This is a genomic window from Pseudomonas sp. R32 (assembly GCF_009866705.1).
Taxonomy (GTDB): Bacteria; Pseudomonadota; Gammaproteobacteria; order Pseudomonadales; family Pseudomonadaceae; genus Aquipseudomonas; species Aquipseudomonas donghuensis.
Genome location: NZ_CP019396.1, coordinates 1,505,332 through 1,524,768, shown reverse-complemented (window position 1 = coordinate 1,524,768; position 19,437 = coordinate 1,505,332). Strand labels below are relative to the sequence as shown.

Annotated in this window: 8 protein-coding genes and 2 pseudogenes; 5 read left to right on the top strand and 5 right to left on the bottom strand. The window is 62.1% G+C overall.

What is annotated here, in order from left to right:
* Nucleotides 1–2 precede the first annotated feature (2 nt).
* Nucleotides 3–7,859 (bottom strand): retention module-containing protein, encoded by a 7,857-nt coding sequence (locus PspR32_RS06980; RefSeq protein ID WP_159388254.1) that lies wholly within the window; start codon nt 7,857–7,859, stop codon nt 3–5.
* A gap of 518 nt (nt 7,860–8,377) precedes the next feature.
* Here PspR32_RS06980 and PspR32_RS06975 point away from each other — a divergent pair.
* From PspR32_RS06975 to PspR32_RS06965, 3 genes are read left to right on the top strand one after another with little or no spacing between them, the layout of a single operon-like run.
* Complete coding sequence (locus tag PspR32_RS06975) at nt 8,378–9,751, top strand: TolC family outer membrane protein (protein ID WP_010223049.1); 1,374 nt, start codon at nt 8,378–8,380, stop codon at nt 9,749–9,751.
* A 40-nt stretch (nt 9,752–9,791) separates the two neighbouring features.
* On the top strand, nt 9,792–11,939 hold the full coding sequence (locus tag PspR32_RS06970) for a type I secretion system permease/ATPase (RefSeq protein WP_249684610.1): 2,148 nt from the start codon (nt 9,792–9,794) through the stop codon (nt 11,937–11,939).
* Nucleotides 11,940–11,950: 11 nt separating this feature from the next.
* The gene (locus PspR32_RS06965; protein ID WP_010223051.1) at nt 11,951–13,306 is read left to right on the top strand and encodes an HlyD family type I secretion periplasmic adaptor subunit; all 1,356 of its coding nucleotides are present in this window, start codon (nt 11,951–11,953) and stop codon (nt 13,304–13,306) included.
* A 122-nt stretch (nt 13,307–13,428) separates the two neighbouring features.
* Here PspR32_RS06965 and PspR32_RS06960 read toward each other — a convergent pair whose 3' ends face one another.
* The 4 genes and pseudogenes from PspR32_RS06960 to PspR32_RS06950 all read right to left on the bottom strand — a co-directional run bounded on the left by PspR32_RS06960 (nt 13,429) and on the right by PspR32_RS06950 (nt 16,702).
* Entirely contained in the window at nt 13,429–14,028 is a 600-nt protein-coding gene (locus PspR32_RS06960) for a tRNA-uridine aminocarboxypropyltransferase (RefSeq protein ID WP_159388252.1), read from the bottom strand.
* 78 nt (nt 14,029–14,106) lie between these two features.
* Nucleotides 14,107–15,081, bottom strand: a pseudogene (locus tag PspR32_RS26635) (methyl-accepting chemotaxis protein); the annotation flags it as partial.
* A gap of 279 nt (nt 15,082–15,360) precedes the next feature.
* A pseudogene (locus PspR32_RS26630) lies at nt 15,361–15,666 on the bottom strand (PAS domain-containing protein); the annotation flags it as partial.
* 142 nt (nt 15,667–15,808) lie between these two features.
* A complete protein-coding gene (locus tag PspR32_RS06950; protein WP_010223054.1) occupies nt 15,809–16,702 on the bottom strand; it encodes a LysR family transcriptional regulator in 894 nt (297 codons plus the stop codon).
* 222 nt (nt 16,703–16,924) lie between these two features.
* On the opposite strand from PspR32_RS06950, the gene speB reads away from it, so the two are divergent.
* Both speB and PspR32_RS06940 read left to right on the top strand, forming a co-directional pair.
* Complete coding sequence (gene speB, locus PspR32_RS06945) at nt 16,925–17,875, top strand: agmatinase (RefSeq protein ID WP_010223055.1); 951 nt, start codon at nt 16,925–16,927, stop codon at nt 17,873–17,875.
* A gap of 145 nt (nt 17,876–18,020) precedes the next feature.
* A complete protein-coding gene (locus PspR32_RS06940; RefSeq protein WP_010223056.1) occupies nt 18,021–19,400 on the top strand; it encodes a sodium:solute symporter in 1,380 nt (459 codons plus the stop codon).
* The last annotated feature ends 37 nt before the right edge of the window (nt 19,401–19,437 follow it).

Here is a 19,437-nt window from a genome sequence, read left to right as displayed (position 1 = left end):
AGTCAGACGGTGTCCACCTTCAACGAATTATCATTGAGCATGCCGTTGATGATCGTCGCCGTGTCCTGCCCTGCCGCAATCACCCCGCCGGCCCCTGCCGTCACACCATAATGCTGGGCCAGATTGACGCCCTCCAGGTCGATGGTCTGGGTTGGCGCCGCCCCCGCCACCGAGCTGACCTCGATGGTCGATACCACGCTGGCGCCACTGCCAGTGACCTTGAAGTGCAGGTAATCATCCAGCGACGCTGTCGTCGCATTCTCACCCTGCAGCAGTTGCGACAGGTCCAGGTGATCGGTGCCCGGGGTAAAGTCGGTGACCACGTCATGGCCGCTGTTGCCCTGCTGATACAGGAAGGTATCGCTGCCCGAGCCTCCCGTCAGGGTGTTGTTGCCCGGCCCGCCGATCAATACATCGTCGCCGTCACTCCCTATCAGGGTGTCGTTACCCAAGCCGCCATTGAGCACGTTGGCATTGTCGTTACCGGTCAGGCTGTCGTCGTAGTCCGAACCGATCAGGTTTTCGATCGCCGCCAGGGTGTCAGTGCCCGCGCCACCGGTATTCTGCGCACCGGCTGTACCCAGGTTGACCGTCACCGCACTGCCTGCACTGGCATAGCTGGCGGTGTCGATACCCGCGCCACCGTCGAGCAGGTCGTTGCCGGCACCACCGATCAACAGGTCGTTGCCATCGCCACCGTAGAGGAAATCGTTGCCATCCCCACCGATCAGCACATCATTGCCCGCCCCGGCATTGAGGGTGTCGTTGCCGGCACCTGCCAGCAGGGTGTCGTCGCCGCCGGTACCGGTGAGGGTGTTGCCCACCTGGTACGTGATGTCGACATTGCCGGTGCCGGTGCCGCCATGCCCGTCGCTGACGGTGTAAGTGCCGTAGGCGGTTTCGTTCTGCGTATTGGAATAGTCGACCGTCATGGTCAACGCGTAGTTCTCCGCAGCGGTGGAACCGTTACTGTTGGCCAGGTTGACCAGGTGGATGCTGTAGACACCAGCATGGCTGGCGGTGAAGGCGCCACCGTCAGCGATGGTCTGATAGCTGCCGCTGTCATCCTTCCACTCCATCAGGATGTTGCCGGCCACCAGGTTGTGATCGAGGGTCAGTGTCTCGCCTTTTTTCAAGGTGACGGTCAATACGTCCTCATCGTTGGCGTTGCCCCCGTTCACTGCCCCCAGGTAACCATTGACGATCAAAGCCGCGGTCATGCTATTGGCCGGGCCGCTGAAAGAGCTGCGCGGCAGATCCCGCAGCCGGTTGCCGCTGCTGCTGTTGGTACCGTTGAAGTTCACCGTCGGTGTACCGCTGCCCACCGTAAAGCCCGTGCCCGTGGCCTCCCAGCCGGTACTGAAGGTGGTCGTCGAAGGCACGCTGAGGCGGTCATGGTTGGCATCGCTGTCGTTGGCCAGCAACGCCTCGGCTGGCACGGTGATGCTGCTCGAAAGGATGTTGGTGATGATATGGTCGGCCCCGGCCACTGGCGCGGTATTGGCATAGACATTGATCACCAGGTTGGCGCTGGCGGTATCGCCATCGTTGTCACTGACCACGAAACCGATCTGCTCGACCTGGCTGCTGCCGCTGTCTTTAGGTGGCGTGTAGGTAAAATCGCCGGTGTCCATGTCGACCACGATGCTGCCGCCTATCGCGGTCTTCACGGTGATGCTGTTGGTACCGGTATCGAAGGTGCCGCGGTCCGCCGCACCGCTGGCGGCATAGGAACCTGCGCCGCTGTTGCCCGCGGGATCGAAGGTGTAGGTAGTGCCGTCAATCACCAACGACTTGATGAAGCCGCCGTCAGCGCCAAACTCGCCGCCACTCATCAGGCTGCCGGTGATCGGCGCGCCCTGTACGGTGCCGGACAGCACCGAATTGAGCTGGTTGAGGTCGGTGACCACGGTGGCATTGGTGTCAGTGTGGGTACTGCCATCGTACGCCAACGGATTGAGGTTGCCGGCGTTGACACCACCGCCAAGGCCAATGGCGTAGGACTTGATGCCGTTGCTGTCGAGGAAGCTCTCCCAAGCCGCTTCCCGTACCGCAGTGATGGAATGGCCCGAGGTCGGTTCGCCATCGGAGAAGAAATACACGATGTTCTGCGCACCGGTAATTTTGCCACCCGTGGTGTAGGCCGACTGCGCCGAGTTGACTGCCGAGTCGTAATAGGTCGAACCACCCGCACTCAGGCCGTTGACGATAGCCTTGGCCTGGTCGACGGTCACCCATACGGCTGAAGGCTGGCTGGCCCCCGTCGAGAACGTCACCAGCTGGACCTTCACGTCGCCCATTTCGTCGTACTTGTCGAGCAAGGCATTGATGGCCTGCTTGGCCAGTTGCATGCGCGTCAGCCCTGGCACGCCAGAGGCTTCACCCATACTGCCGGAGACGTCGATCACCAACAGCAGGTTGGAGTCCACCTGCCCCGGGGTAACCGAGCGTTCGGCCCCCACTGCACTCGGCACATCGTCGACGATCTTCACATCGATCGTCGCATTGGCTGAACTGCCATCGGTGTCGGTGGCGACGACATTGATGCTCTCGTTCAGATTATTGATGCCATTGGCGTTCGGGTGGTTTTCGCTGTCGAGCAAGGTGTAGGTGTAACTGACCACTCCGGTAGCCGGGTTGTAGCCGGTGATGGTGATGGAGTTACCCAGCGGCGTAGTCCCCGTCTGCGGGAAGCCATTGACAACGCCGCCACTGACGACGCTGACACCACCGACGGTCAGGCTCTGCAGGCCATCGGGGGCCGTCACGGTGAAACTGCCGGACTGGGTCAGGGCCGGAGAGTCGGGGCTGGTGCCGTCACTGAGGTTCTTCTCGTAGACCGTCAGCTCACCGCCATTGACGTTCAGGCCGTCAAGGGTCACCGGGTTGTCCAGGTTGCTGACATTGAGTTTCAGCGTCGCCGTGCTGGTATCACCATCGGCATCGCGCAAGGTGTAGGTGAAACTCTCGACCCCATTGCCACCGCCATGCAGGTTGATGAAGTCCTGGTCGCCAGGGTTCAGGGTGTAGGTGTAGGAGCCATCGGCTGCCAGTACCAGAGTGCCGTAGGTACCAGTGAAGGTGCCTGGGGTAATCGGTCCGGTTACGCGGTCGGCACCTTGAACGTCATTGGTCAGCACATTACCGGTCAAGGTCAGCTGCACTTCGCTGGCAGTGGCCGCGTTAGTGTCATTAACGGCGCTCGGCAGATCATCGACGATGTTGACGTCAATACTGCCTGTGGCGCTGCTGCCGTCGGTATCGGTGGCGGTTACGGTGAAACTTTCGCTGAGGCTGTTGGCACCGTTGGCCGTAGGGTGATTCTCATTGTCGAGCAAGGTGTAGCTGTAAGTCACCAAGCCGGTGGCCGGGTTGTAGCCGGTGATGGTCAGGGTGTTGCCCAGTGCAGTGGTCGCCGATTGCGGGAAGCCGCTGGCCACCCCGCCGCTGACTACACTAATGCCGCCGACGGTCAGGGTTTGCACGCCGTCCAGCGCCGTCACGGTAAAGCTGCCGCTCTGGGTCAGGGCCGCATTGCTTGGGTTGCTGCCATCGCTGAGGTTGCTCTCGTAGACGGTCAGTTCACCACCATTGACGTTCAGGCCGTCGAGGGTCACCGGGTCGTTGAGGTTGCTGACGTTGAGTACCAGGTTGGCGGTGGACACATCGCCATCGGCATCGGTCAAGGTGTAGGTGAAGGTCTCGATGCCGTTGCCGCCACCGTGCAGGTTGAAGAAGTCCGGATCAGCGGTATTAAGCGTGTAGGTGTAGGAACCGTCGGCAGCCAGCACCAGGGTGCCGTAGGTACCGACGAAGGTACCAGCAGTAATTGGCCCGGTCGGCACACGGTCAGCACCCTGTACATCATTGCTCAGCACGTTGCCGGTCAGCGTCAGTTGGTTCTCGGTGGCGATAACAGCATTGGTATCGCCCGCTGCGCTCGGCAGATCATCGACGATGTTGACGTCGATACTGCCTGTGGCGCTGCTGCCGTCGGTATCGGTGGCGGTTACGGTGAAACTTTCGCTGAGGCTGTTGGCACCGTTGGCATTCGGGTGCGCCTCGTTGTCGAGCAAGGTATAGCTGTAAGTCACCACGCCGGTTGCCGGGTTGTAGCCGGTGATGGTCAGGGTGTTGCCCAGCGCCGTGGTCGCCGATTGCGGGAAGCCGCTGGCCACTCCGCCACTGACCACGTTGATGCCGCCGACGGTCAGGGTTTGCACGCCGTCCAGCGCCGTCACGGTAAAGCTTCCACTCTGGGTCAGGGCCGCATTGCTTGGGTTGCTGCCATCGCTGAGGTTGCTCTCGTAGACGGTCAGTTCACCACCGTTGACATTTAGGCCGTCGAGGGTCACCGGGTCGTTGAGGTTGCTGACGTTGAGTACCAGGTTGGCGCTGGACACATCGCCATCGGCATCGGTCAAGGTGTAGGTGAAGGTCTCGATGCCGTTGCCGCCACCGTGCAGGTTGAAGAAGTCCGGATCAGCGGTATTAAGCGTGTAGGTGTAGGAACCGTCGGCAGCCAGCACCAGGGTGCCGTAGGTACCGACGAAGGTACCAGCAGTAATTGGCCCGGTCGGCACACGGTCAGCACCCTGTACATCATTGCTCAGCACGTTGCCGGTCAGGGTCAGTTGGTTCTCGGTGGCGATAACAGCATTGGTATCGCCCGCTGCGCTCGGCAGATCATCGACGATGTTGACGTCGATACTGCCTGTGGCGCTGCTGCCGTCGGTATCGGTGGCGGTTACGGTGAAACTTTCGCTGAGGCTGTTGGCACCGTTGGCATTCGGGTGCGCCTCGTTGTCGAGCAAGGTATAGCTGTAAGTCACCACGCCGGTTGCCGGGTTGTAGCCGGTGATGGTCAGGGTGTTGCCCAGCGCCGTGGTCGCCGATTGCGGGAAGCCGCTGGCCACTCCGCCACTGACCACGTTGATGCCGCCGACGGTCAGGGTTTGCACGCCGTCCAGCGCCGTCACGGTAAAGCTTCCACTCTGGGTCAGGGCCGCATTGCTTGGGCTGCTGCCATCGCTGAGATTGCTCTCGTAGACGGTCAGTTCACCACCGTTGACGTTCAGGCCGTCGAGGGTCACCGGGTCGTTGAGGTTGCTGACGTTGAGTACCAGGTTGGCGCTGGACACATCGCCATCGGCATCGGTCAGGGTGTAGGTAAAGGTCTCGATACCGTTACCATCACCATACAGATCAATGAAGTCCGGATCGGCAGTGTTCAGCGTGTAGGTGTAGGAACCGTCAGCAGCCAGCACCAAAGTGCCGTAGGTACCCACGAAGGTACCAGCGGTAATTGGTCCGCTCGGCACGCGGTCCGCACCCTGCACGTCGTTGCTCAGCACGTTGCCGGTCAGGGTCAACTGGTTCTCGGTGGCGCTGATGGCGTTGGTATCGCCCGCTGCCGTCGGTACATCGTCGACGATATTGACGTCGATGACGCCACTGGCAGTGCTGCCATCAGTGTCGGTCACACTGACCGTGAAGCTCTCTCCCAGGCTGTTAGTGCCATTGGCCGTGGCGTGGGCTTCGTTGTCGAGCAAGGTGTAGCTGTAGGTCACCACGCCAGTCGAGGCATCGTAGCCGGTGATGGTCAGGGTATTACCCAACGCCGTGGTCGCCGATTGCGGGAAGCCGCTGGCCACCCCGCCGCTGACTACAGTAATGCCGCCGACGGTCAGGGTTTGTACGCCGTCCAGCGCCGTCACCGTGAAGCTACCCGTCTGAGTCAACGCAGGCGCATCCGGGCTGCTGCCGTCGTCCAGGTTCTTCTCGTAGACGGTCAGTTCGCCACCTTCGACGTTCAAACCATCGAGGGTAACGGGATCGTTGAGGTTAGTGACGTTGAGCACCAGGTTGGCGGTGGACACATCGCCGTCAGCGTCAGTCAGGGTGTAGGTAAAAGTCTCGACACCATTACCGCCGCCATGCAGGTTGAAGAAGTCCGGATCGGCTGTATTGAGCGTATAGGTGTAGGAACCATCAGCAGCCAGCACCAGGGTGCCGTAGGTACCGACGAAGGTACCGGCGGTAATGGGCCCGCTCGGCACGCGGTCCGCGCCCTGCACATCGTTGCTCAGTACGTTGCCGGTCAGCGTCAACTGGTTCTCGGTGGCGATGGCGGCGTTGGCATCACCCGCTGCCGTCGGCACGTCATCGACAATGGAAACATCGATACTCATGCTCGCGCTGCTGCCATCGGTGTCGGTGGCAACCACATTGAAACTCTCACCAAGCGAGTTGCTGCCATTGGCCGTGGCATGCGCCTCACTGCCGTTCAGGGTATAGCTGTAGGTCACTTCACCGGTAGCCGGGTTGTAGCTGCTGACGGTCAGGGTATTGCCCAGTGCGGTCGTGAGCGATTGCGGGAAGCCATTGACCACCCCGCCGCTGATCACATTGATGCCGCCAACCGTCAGTGATTGCAGGCCATCCGCTGCGGTCACGGTAAAGCTGCCGCTCTGGGTCAGCGCCCCGGCATCGGGGCTACTGCCAGCCGCCAGGTTTTTCTCGGACAGCACCAGCTCGCCGCCGTTGATGCTCAGCCCGTTGAGCTCCACCGGATCATTGAGGTTGGTAACGTTCAGCACCAGGTTGGCGCTGGACACATCGCCATCGGCATCGGTCAGGGTGTAGGTAAAGGTCTCGATGCCGTTACCACCACCCTGCAGATTGAAGAAGTCCGGATCGGCAGTGTTCAGCGTATAGGTGTAGGAACCGTCGGCCGCCAACACCAGAGTGCCGTAGGTACCGGTGAAGGTGCCGGCGGTGATCGGCCCGCTCGGTACTCGGTCTGCGCCCTGCACGTCGTTGCTCAGCACATTGCCGGTCAGGGTCAGTTGGCTCTCGGTCGCGGTGACGGCATTGGTATCGGCCAGCGCCCGCGGCACATCGTCAATCACTGCGATGTCCAGTGAGCCACTGGCGACGTCGCCATCGGTGTCACTGACCAGTACCGCGATGGTTTCGCCGAACCCGTTGGCGCCAGCGCCGCTCGTGTGGGGCTCGGCACCGTTGAGGGTGTAGCTGTAGCTGACCACACCGGTCGCAGGGTCGTAGCCGGTGATGGCCAGCCCATTGCCCAGGCCGGTGGTGATCGACTGGCCGACACCCGTCACTGCACCCGCAGTAACAACGTTGATGCCACCGACATTGAGGTTGAACACCCCATCCGGCGCCTGCACCGTGAAACTGCCCACCTGGGTCAGCGCCGCCGGATCGCTGGCCGACCCCTGGGGCAGATGGGCCTCGTTCAACGACAGTTCGCCGCCCTCGACGGCGAGCCCTTCGATGCTCACCGGGTTGTCGACCACAGGCAGCGGCGGTGCGTCGTTATTGGTGTTGATCAGGCCGACGTCCAGCTCCGGCAACTCGGGAAAGCCATTGAAACCTGCAGTAGGAAAGCCAATTTGCGGATCAACGCGCCCGGCCACCTCATCGAGAATCACAAAAGTATGCCCGCCCCCCAGTGCACCCGGGGCACCGCCAGTACCTGGGCCCGCCGCAGTGGGGTCGGCGTCCTGGGTCGGGTCGGCACCGGCGGCGATGGCTTGCTGGAGTTTTTCCACGTCGCTCAGCTGGGCCTGGCTGGGGGTCAGCGCCTGCGGTGTGTCGACATGAGGCGCGTGGTTGGCCAGTAGCTCAGGGGTCAGGGTCAGACTGCTACCGCGGCCAAGGGTCAGTTCAGCACCGTTCTGCAGGTGGACGGCGACAGCGCCCGCCAGGCCTGTGTCCAACTGCTCACCGGCATACAGCCGATCGCCTTCAACCAGCGCCCGGCGGCTGCCATCGCTGCCTACAACGAAGACTTCGCCCACCACCTTGCTGACGATACCGATTAACTTAGCCATGAGCGCACTCCTCCACTGCAAGTCGGTTGATTGCAGCAAACGTGCGCTGAACATTGCGTGACTACCCCGGCGGGATTACCCCGGGCTAGCGCTGAAACAGCCCAGCAGGCGCTATGATTTCAATGAAATCAATAACTTCGCCTGCCAGTGCCGTGGTGAACGTGATTGAACGAAGTGGCCAAGTGACATGTGCCAATAAATTGTCGCCAAACTTCGCCCCGCCTCCATCCCCTCCGCTACATCCATGCCCTTTGCTGCAAAACACGGGAACTTCCTCTGACGCCCGAAAAAATGCACCCTAGCGCTGATTCCACGGGCGGTTTGATATGAACAATGTCTCGAATTTCTTAGACCGCATAAGTTTTTTTTCGCATAACTCTTATGAAAAAATCTTCTTAGCTGCACGCGTAAATGTTCTTAGCTCTGTTGTTACAAGCCTGATACGGTTTAACCTCAGGTTTTCGTCACTTTTTTGACGAATCGCAGGACCATTACTAGAAATCAGGGAGATGTAACCCATGCGCGTTTTGACCCCCATCACCAGCGCAATTCTGTTGGCCATGGCATGTTCCAGTGCCCAGGCGATGTCAATTAATGAAGCTGTGCAAAGCGCCGTGGATAACCATCCGGAAATCAATGCCAGCAGGAACAGCCGGTTGTCGGCCGATGAAGATGTGAAGTTCGCCAGAGGGGGCTACTTCCCGACGGTCGATTTGGTGGCCGGTTATGGTCGCCAGCGTTCCGACAACACCAATACCCGTGGTTTCAACACCGACGGCAGCCGCAACCATAATAAAGAGACGCTGACCTACACCCAGTCGGACCTGCGTCTGCGGCAGATGTTGTTCGATGGCTTCAACACCCCCAACGAAGTCGGCCGTACTGAAGCTGTGGTCAACTCGCGCGCCTACTACACCCAGGCCACCGCCGAGTCGATCGCCCTGCGCACCGTCGAGGTGTACCTGGAAGTGCTCAAGCGCCGCGAGCTGGTGACCCTGGCCAAGAACAACCTGCAAGCCCACTTGCGGGTCAACGATCAGATCAGCCTGCGCAGCGAGCGCGGCGTCGGCAGCAACGCTGACCGAGATCAGTCCACTGCCCGTCGCGCCCTGGCAGAAAACAACCTGTACACCGCCGAAGTCGACCTGGCCGACGCCGAAGCCAACTTCTATAGCGTCGTTGGCCGTTCCGCCGATGAGCTGGAAACCCCGGTGACCATCAAAGGCGAAGTACCTCCCGACCTGGGTGCCGCGCGCCAAGGCATGCTCGACAACAACCCTTACCTGAAGTCCGCCCAGGCCGACGTCAATGCGGCCGAGCAGCAATACGAAGTGGCCAAGTCGCCGTTCTACCCGCGCCTGGACGCGGTGCTGGCCACCGGTGCCAACAACAACACCGCAGGTCAGGTCGGCCACGACAACAACGACTGGCAAGCCGGTGTCGAGCTCAGCTACAACCTGTTCCGCGGCGGCAGCGACAAGGCCCGCCTGCAGTCCGATGCACACAAGATCAACCAGGCCATGGACATCCGCAACAATGCCCTGCGGACCCTCAACGAAAACCTGGCCCTGTCATGGAACGCCATGAACAACGCCCGCGTACAACTGCCAGCAGCGCGCGAATACGCCGAGACCACTACCCGCGTGCGGGCCGCCTACCAGGACCAGTTCGGCCTCGGCCAACGCACCCTGCTCGACCTGCTCGACAGTGAAAACGAGCTGTACAACGCCAACCGCCGCTACACCGAAGTGCGCTACACCGAAGAGTTCTCCATGTACCGGGTACTGGCCAACATGGGTGAGCTGTTGAGCAAGCAGCGCATCTCGCTGCCAGCCGAAGCGATCGCCAAGAGCGAAGTGAAGAGCGAGGCGCGCTTGCCCGATATGCGCTAATCCCCTCCACCCGCTACAGGAGTAGGCGACCGTGACCAGCATGCAATCTGCGAGCTCGGCAATAGATCCGCGCCAGAGTTTCGATGACCCGTTACTCGATGGCTTGCTGATCCTCTGCAAGCTGCACGGTTGCACCGCCAGTCGCGCCGGCCTGAGTGCCGGCCTGCCGCTGCCCGAGCAACGCCTGAGCCTTGAGCTGCTGCCCCGGGCTGCGGCACGGGCCGGGCTGCAGGCACGTGTCCTGCGCCGTGAGCTGGGGGCGATCTCGGCGCTCAACCTGCCTGTGCTGTTACTGCTCAAGGACGGCCGCTGCGCAGTGCTGCGCCGCTGGGGCGATGACGGCCGGGCGTTGATCCTGCCGTGTGAAGCCGAAGGTGGCGAGCAGTGGGTCAGCCGCCAGGAACTGCTTGAAGCCTACGCTGGGGAAGCGCTGTTCGCCCGCCCCCGCCACGAACTCGAAGACCTGCGTGCGCCGTTGATGCCGCGGGTCAACGCCTGGTTCCGCGACACCCTGAAGCTGTCCCGCTGGCTCTACAGCGACGCCATACTCGCCAGCTTGCTGATCAACCTGTTGGGGCTGATGGTGCCCTTGTTCGTCATGCAGACCTACGATCGGGTGGTGCCCAACCAGGCCACTTCGACCCTCTGGGTGCTCACTGCCGGCCTGCTCATCGGCACCCTGTTCGAATTGACCCTGCGCGTGGTCCGCGCCCACTTGCTCGACCAGGCCGGGAAAAAGACCGACCTGATTCTCTCTGCCACCCTGTTCGAACGCATCACCGGCATGTCGATGAAAGCCCGCCCCGCGACCGTTGGTGGTTTTGCCCAGAGCATTCACGACTTCCAGGGCTTGCGTGAATTTCTCACCGCCGTAACCCTGACCAGCGTCATCGACCTGCCCTTCGTGGTGCTGATGCTGGCGGTGATCGGCCTGCTCGGCGGCTGGCTGGTGGTCATCCCGCTGATCGCCTTCCCGCTGACCATCCTCTTCGCCTTGTTCATTCAGGTGCGCCTGCGCGATACCGTGCAAAAAAGCCTGGCCCTGGGTGCCGTGCGCCAGGCGCTGCTGATCGAAACCCTCGGCGGCCTGGAAACCCTCAAGGCCTGCAGCGCCGAAAGCGAGCGCCAATACCAGTGGGAAAGCACCCATGGCGCCCTCACCCGCCTCGACGCCCACGCCCGCAACCTGTCGGCCATCGCCACCAACGGCACCCTGTTCATCCAACAGTTTTGCGGCATGGCCACCATCGTTGCCGGGGTTTACAGCATCATTGCCGGCAACCTCAGCGTCGGTGCCCTGGTTGCCAGCTACATGCTCGGCAGCCGGGTACTGGCACCGCTGGGGCAGATCGCCGGGCTGATCACCCGCTACCAGCAGGCACAACTGACCATGCGCAGCACCGATGCGCTGATGGCCTTGCCCCAGGAACGCCAGGCCGGCCAGCAGCCGCTGGAACGCACCCACCTGCACGGCGCCCTCGACGTCAACCACGTGAACTTTCGCTACCACGGGCAAAACGCCGCCGCCCTCAACGACATCAACTTCAGCGTCAAGCCGGGCGAGCGCATCGGCATCATCGGCCGCAGCGGCTCCGGCAAAAGTACCCTGGCACGCCTGCTGATGGGCTTCTATGCCCCGGATGAAGGGCAAATCCTGCTCGACAACATCGACCTGCGCCAGCTGGACATCGCCGACCTGCGTCACCAACTGGGCTATGTCGCCCATGACCTGCCGCTGCTGGCCGGCAGCCTGCGCGACAACCTGACCCTCGGCGCCCGCTATGTCAGCGATGCGCGCATGCTCGAAGTCGCCGAACTGACCGGCGTCAGCGAACTGGCCCGCCAGCACCCGCAAGGCTTCGACCGCCCGGTGGGCGAGCGCGGTCAACTGCTCTCCGGTGGCCAGCGCCAGGCCGTGCTGCTGGCCCGGGCGATGCTGCTCGAACCGCCGATCATGATCCTCGACGAACCCACCAGCCACATGGACAACAGCAGCGAAGACCAACTGCGCCAGCGCCTGCATGGCTGGGTGCAGGGCAAGACCTTGCTGCTGGTCACCCACCGCACCTCGCTGCTAAGCCTGGTCGACCGCCTGCTGGTGCTGGACAACGGCAAGATCGTTGCCGACGGGCCGAAGGACGCGGTCATCGATGCACTGCGCAAAGGCCGCGTTGGCGCGGCACTCTAGGGGGTCCATCCATGTCCGTAAGCCAAGGCCTGCGCAGTTACTTTCAGAGTTTCGGCAAGACCGCCGAACGCGAGTTTATGCCCGACGTGGCGGGCGCCACGCTGCAGGATTCGCCGCGCCTGTCACGCATCACCGTATGGCTGGCCGCAGCGTTGTTGCTGGTAGCGCTGCTCTGGGCCAAGTTTGCCGTGCTCGATGAAGTGACCATGGGCGAAGGCAAAGCCATTCCGTCGAGCAAGGTCCAGGTGATCCAGAACCTTGAAGGCGGCATCGTCACCGAAATCTTCGTGCGCGAAGGGCAGATGGTGAACAAGGGCGATACCCTGCTGCGCCTGGACGACACGCGCTTTTTGTCCAACAAGGGCGAGAGCGAGGCCGACCGCTTTGCCCTCACCGCCCAGGTCGAGCGCCTCTCGGCCGAAGCCGAAGGCCGGCCGTTCCAGCTCTCCGAAGAGGTACGCAGCAAGGCACCACAGGTGGCGGAAGACGAGCTGGCGTTGTATCAGTCGCGCCAGCGCCGCCTGAACAGCGAGAAGCAGACCCTCAACGAACAACTGCGGCAGAAAACCCAGGAACTGGCCGAGTTCCGCTCCAAGGTCGAGCAGTACCGCTCGGCCCTGGCGCTGCTGCAGCAAGAGCTGAACATGTCCACGCCCCTGGTCGGCACCGGGGCAATCTCGCCGGTAGAGATCCTGCGCCTCAAGCGCAGTACTGTGGAAGCCCGCGGCTCGCTCAACGCCACCAGCCTGGCGATCCCCCGCGCCGAAGCGGCAGTGGCCGAGATCAAGAGCAAGATCGAAGAGTCTGAAGCCGGGTTTCGCTCGGAGGCCGCCAAGGAGCTCAACGAAAAACGCACCGACCTGTCGAAGATCACTGCCTCGAGCATCGCCATCGACGACCGGGTGACCCGCACCACGGTGGTTTCGCCAGTACACGGGATCATCAAGCTGCTCAAGGTCAACACCATCGGCGGCGTGGTCCAGCCCGGCAGCGACCTGCTGGAAATCGTGCCGCTGGAAGACAACCTGCTGATCGAGGCCAAGGTACGCCCACAAGATGTTGCCTTCCTGCATCCCGGGCAATCGGCGATGGTCAAGTTCAGCGCCTATGACTACACCATTTATGGCGGCCTCAAGGCCAAGCTCGAGCTGATCAGCGCCGATACCGTCACCGATGACAAGGGCAATGCCTTTTACCTGATCCAGGTACGTACTGACCGCAACCATCTGGGCGGTGACAACAAACCGCTGCTGATCATCCCGGGCATGACGGCCACGGTGGACATCATCACCGGGCACAAGAGCGTGCTCGACTACCTGCTCAAGCCGGTGCTCAAGGCACAGACCGAGGCGATGCGCGAACGCTGAGGCGTTCGGGAGCTGCTGAGTGCAGCTCATCGCCGGCAAGGCCGGCTCCCACAGTGAGTGTGTCTACCGGTCTTGTGGGAGCTGGCCTTGCCAGCGATCGAGCGCGAAGCACTCGCAACAGGTCAGCGCAAATGATTACGCTCGTACGTCTCGCGCCCCATCGCCGCGATCTGCCCCTCGATCAGCGCCTCGAACGGCTTTAACAACGCATCGAAACACTGCGGCGCCTCCAACACGTTCAATGCCTGTACCACCGCCTCCAGGGTCGACAACGCGCCCGGCTGCGGTGCCTTGCGCAGGCGATAACGCGACGGCAGCACTTGCGCCAGGGTCACCCGCGGCAATCCGCCCAGCAACGGATTCAAATGCAGCAACTTGCTCGCCTTGCGCCAGGTGCCATCCGGCACCACCAACTGCCACGGGCGATCATCCTGGCCGTCGGCATAAGCCTCCAGCGGCAACGCCTCATCCCCCGGAAACAACAACGCACTGCGATACCCCGGCGCCTCAAGCAGCTCAGGCAGGTCCTCGAACACTTCCCCCACCCGCAACTGCGCATTACGCAAGCCAAGCGCCGCCAGCTTGGCGGTATTGAGGGCATGGCGCACTTCACTGGGATGCTGCAGCAACAGCACGCGGGTGCGGCTGCCCAGGGACGGGATCAACGGACAAAGACAATGAGCTTGTGGGCGCAAACAGCGCTCGCAGTGGATTCTGGACATCGGGTTCTCCTGAGCGGGCAAAGTGTGCCACAGCAGCCCCGAAAAAAGCCCACTTCCCTGTGGGAGAGACGCAAAGCGTCAGCGGTTGAAACGTTCAGCCAGGCTGTACAGGTAATCGGCCATGCGTTCGAGGTCCTGGCTGATCTCGGCGCCCTGCTTGGCCTGCCCGGCGCTGTGATCGCAGAGCTGGGCGATGCGGGTGATCTGTTGGTTGATGTCCTCGGCGACATGGCTCTGCTGTTCCGAGGCGGTGGCCATCTGCTGACTCATACCGGTGATGCGGCTGACCGCCTGGGTGATGCCCACCAGCGCCGACTGCACCGCTTCGACGCTGTGCACACTGTCGCGAGAAATCTGCTCGCCTTTGCTGGCACTGGAGACCGCCCGCTCGGCGCCGGCGCGCAACGAGGCGATGATCTGGTGGATCTCCTCGGTCGAGGTGCGGGTACGCTGAGCCAACGAACGCACTTCGTCAGCGACCACGGCGAAGCCCCTGCCCTGCTCGCCGGCCCGCGCCGCTTCAATGGCGGCATTGAGCGCCAGCAGGTTGGTCTGCTCGGCAATCGAGGTGATGACATCGACCACGCTGCCGATCGACTGGGTCTGGTCGGCCAGGGCATTGACCGCCTGACCGATGTCGCTGACCGCCTCGGCCATGCTGCCCATGGCGCGTAGGCTCTGCTGCGCCAGGTCACTGCCCTGCTGAGCCAGGTGGTCGGCGTCAGAAGCGGCGGTGGCGGTGTTCTGCACATTGTGGGTCACTTCCTGGATGGTCGCCGCCATTTGCGCGATGGCCGTGGCCGACTGGTCGGTTTCGCTGCGCTGGCGGTCGAGCATCTGCGCCTGGGCGCCAGACAAATCGGACGACTGCGCGGCACGCGCCTTCACCCCCACGCCAGCATCCACCAGCCGGGTCAGTGCCGTTTGCAAGCGCGCTTCTTCACTGAGGATTGCCAGGTCCAACTGGCCCTGCAGGCCGCTGTTGTCGCTATAGGTCAGGGCCACCAGAGGGCTGGTGAAGGCTTTCGGGTGCTCGCCCAGGGTACGGCGGATCACCCGGTTCTGGCGTGCCTCGATCAGGTACCAGGCGCTGAGCAAACTGGCCATCAATACGCCCAGCGCAGCGTACTGCGGTAGCCACAGGTAGCTGATCGCCGAAAGCACACCCGCCGCCACCAGTGGCCAGCCATGTTCCAGGCTAGCGCCAAGTCGCGCCGCCAGCGGTACCGGGCTTCGCCCCTGGCGCAACCGCGCATACAGACTTGTCGCGCGGCGGATCTGCTCGCGGCTCGGTACCGAACGCACCGACTCGTAGCCGCTGATCCGGCCGTTCTCGTAAATCGCCGTGACGTAGGCACTGACCCAATAAAAATCGCCATTCTTCGAGCGATTTTTCACCACCCCCATCCAGGGTTTGCCCTGTTTGATGGTGTCCCACATGTGGCCGAACACTGCAGGTGGCATGTCCGGATGACGCACCAGATTGTGTGGCTGGCCGAGTAATTCCTCGTAGGTAAAACCGCTGATGGCGACAAAGGCATCGTTGCAATAGGTGATACGGCTGTTGAGGTCGGTGGTGGAAATCAGCCGTTGTTCGCTCGGAAAGGTTCTTTCATGCTCAGTGACGGGCAAATTCATGCGCATCTGGGCGATCCCTGCAAAGGAAATGATGGGAAATTTCATCAAGCCAATACAGGTTTAGCAGAGCAATTACGGGGTTGCGGCCGATACTTTCAGGATTTTTTGCAGCAGTGACTAATTTTTTCAGTGACTGTTTCGTTCAGGCAGACGTGAGTTGCGCCTTGAGCAGATCGCGGAAGGTCTGAATCAAGGGTTCGCGGCTGCGGCCACGGCGAATGATCATGGAGAACGGCGCCTGATAGCCGAAGGTCGCCGGCGATAGTACCCGCAAATCGCCCTTATCGGCCCAGGCCTGGGCATAGTGCTCCGGCAGGTAGCCGATATAGGCGCCCGACAACACCAGAATCAGCTGCGCCTCCATACTTTCCACGGTCGCCGCGCTGTGCTTGAAACCGTGGCGGGCAAGCTCTGCCTGGCTCCAGTAGCCGCGACCGACCATGCGCTGCTGGGTGATCACCTGCTCGGGAATGCGCCGCTCGTTGAACAGCGGGTGGCGGTTGCTGCAATACAGCCAGTGCTGCTCACGGTACAACGGCTGATACACCAGGCCGCTCATGCGCGTGGAAAAGGCGCCGATGGCCAGGTCCAGGCGGTTGTCCTGTACCCCCAGTTGCAGCTCGTAGGGGCTCGATACCGAGAGGTGCAAGTGCACCGCCGGGTGTTCCTGGCTGTAGGCGCCAATGGCTTCGGCCAGGGGCAAGGCCCGATCACCCACCGTGGAGTCGATCACGCCCAGGTTGAGGGTGCCGCGCAATTCGCCCTTGAGCGCCGCCGCGTACTGCTCGAAGCCGTCCATTTCCGCCAGCAGGCGCAAAGTCTCCTGGTGGAACAGTTCGCCCTTGCTGGTCAGGCTGAAACCACCGCGGCCGCGATGGCAGAGGACGATGCCCAGCGCCGCCTCCAGCTGGCTCATGTAGGTACTGATCGCCGAGGTCGACAGGTTCAGCTCGCGCTGGGCATTGGCGAAACCCTGATGACGCACGACGCTGACAAAGATGCGCAGGAGTTTCAGGTCAGGCAAGGCAGAGGCCATCTGATCGCGGTCCGCTGAGTGACAGATGGCCGGATTCTAACCCCAACACTGACATTAGTTCAGAAAAACCTGAACTAAGTATTTGCCTGTAGCGATTCTTTTCATCCACTACCTTTTGCAGACTCTGCCGCAATGCACCTGCTTGCCGGCATTTCAGGGGTTGCCCCGGGCCAGCCAGACAGGTTCCAACAACTAGAACAATCGAATCGATGAGGCCCGACCGTGGACAAGATTCTGCACCAACCACTGGGCGGCAACGAAATGCCGCGCTTCGGCGGCATCGCCACCATGCTCCGTCTCCCTCACCTGCAAAGCGCCGAAGGCCTGGATGCCGCGTTCATCGGCATCCCCCTGGACATCGGCACCTCGCTGCGCTCCGGCACCCGCTTCGGCCCACGGCAGATCCGCGCCGAATCGGTGATGATCCGCCCGTACAACATGGCCACTGGCGCTGCGCCCTTCGATTCGTTGTCGGTTGCCGATATCGGTGACGTGGCGATCAACACCTTCAACCTGCTCGACGCCGTGCGAATAATTGAAGAAGCCTACGACGAAATCCTCGAACACAACGTCATCCCCATGACCATGGGCGGTGACCACACCATCACCCTGCCAATCCTGCGGGCGATCCACAAGAAGCACGGCAAGGTCGGGCTGGTGCACATCGATGCCCACGCAGACGTCAACGATCACATGTTCGGCGAGAAAATCGCCCACGGCACCACCTTCCGCCGCGCCGTCGAAGAAGGCCTGCTGGACTGCGACCGTGTGGTGCAGATCGGCCTGCGCGCTCAGGGCTATACCGCCGAAGACTTCAACTGGAGCCGCAAGCAGGGCTTTCGTGTGGTTCAGGCCGAAGAGTGCTGGCACAAGTCGCTGGCGCCGTTGATGGCCGAAGTGCGCGAGAAAGTCGGCGGCGGCCCGGTGTACCTGAGCTTTGACATCGACGGTATCGACCCGGCCTGGGCGCCCGGTACCGGCACCCCGGAAATCGGCGGCCTGACCACGATCCAGGCGATGGAAATCATCCGCGGTTGCCAGGGCCTGGACCTGATCGGCTGCGACCTGGTGGAAGTCTCGCCACCTTACGACACCACCGGCAACACCTCGTTGCTCGGTGCCAACCTGCTGTACGAAATGCTCTGTGCACTGCCGGGCGTGGCTCGCCGCTAACGGTTGCACACCAGGAGTTGCAACAGGGCAGGAGCCATGACAGTCGGGCCGCAACGACGGCCCACTGAGTAGACGAATGACCCGGCGCCAGGCTTGCCTGGCGCCGGGGTCGATCTCACCATAATAAAGATAATTGGAGACACCCATGGCCTTGGACATATTCGTTGTTCTGATCTACGCGGCCGGCATGCTCGCGCTTGGCTGGTTCGGCATGCGCCGGGCAAAAACCCATGAAGATTACCTGGTGGCCGGGCGCAACCTGGGCCCAAGCCTGTACATGGGCACCATGGCCGCCACGGTCCTGGGCGGCGCTTCGACCGTCGGTACCGTACGCCTTGGCTATGTACACGGGATTTCCGGCTTCTGGCTGTGCGCCGCACTGGGCCTGGGCATCATTGCCCTGAACCTGTTCCTGGCCAAACCACTGCTGCGCCTGAAGATCTTCACCGTCACCCAGGTGCTGGAAAAACGCTACAACCCCATGGCCCGCCAGGCCAGCGCGGTGATCATGCTCGCTTACGCGCTAATGATCGCGGTGACCTCGACCCTGGCCATCGGCACCGTCCTGCAAGTGCTGTTCGACCTGCCGTTCTGGGGCGCGGTGCTGCTCGGTGGTGGCGTGGTAGTGGTGTACTCGACCATCGGCGGCATGTGGTCGCTGACCCTGACCGACATCGTCCAGTTCGTGATCAAGACCGTCGGCCTGATGTTCGTCCTGCTGCCCATCTGCCTGTACAAGGTCGGTGGCTGGGATCAACTGGTGGCCAAGCTGCCCGCCAGCAACTTCAGCCTGACCACCATCGGCTGGGACACCATCATCACCTACTTCCTGATCTACTTCTTCGGCATCCTGATCGGCCAGGATATCTGGCAACGGGTGTTCACCGCCCGTGACGAGAAGGTCGCCAAGTATGCGGGCACCACCGCTGGGGTTTATTGCGTGATCTACGGCCTGGTGTGCGCAGTGATCGGCATGGCGGCGCATATCCTCCTGCCGGATCTGGACAACGCCAACAACGCCTTTGCCGCAATCGTCAAATCCGCCCTGCCTGACGGCATCCGCGGCCTGGTGATTGCTGCTGCGCTGGCGGCGATGATGTCGACCGCCAGCGCCGGCCTGCTGGCAGCGTCCACGGTACTGACCGAAGACCTGCTGCCGAAACTGCGTGGCGGCAAGCAGTCGAGCCTGGGCATCAACCGCCTGTTCACCCTGCTGACCGGTATTGCCGTGCTGGGTATCGCCCTGGTGGTGACCGATGTCATCAGCGCGCTGACCCTGGCTTATAACCTGCTGGTGGGCGGCATGCTGATTCCGCTGATCGGTGCCATCTACTGGAAACGCGCCACCACCGCAGCGGCGATCACCAGTATGAGCCTGGGCTTCGTCACCGCTCTGGCGTTCATGATCAAGGACGGGATGGATGCCAACACGCCGATCTACTACAGCCTGGCGATCGGCCTGGTGAGTTTTGTGCTCGTCAGCCTGATGTCGCGCCGCCCGGTAGGCGCCGTCAACCTGGCCTGACCTGCAGATGCAGCACGGCCGTCGCATCAGCAATGAT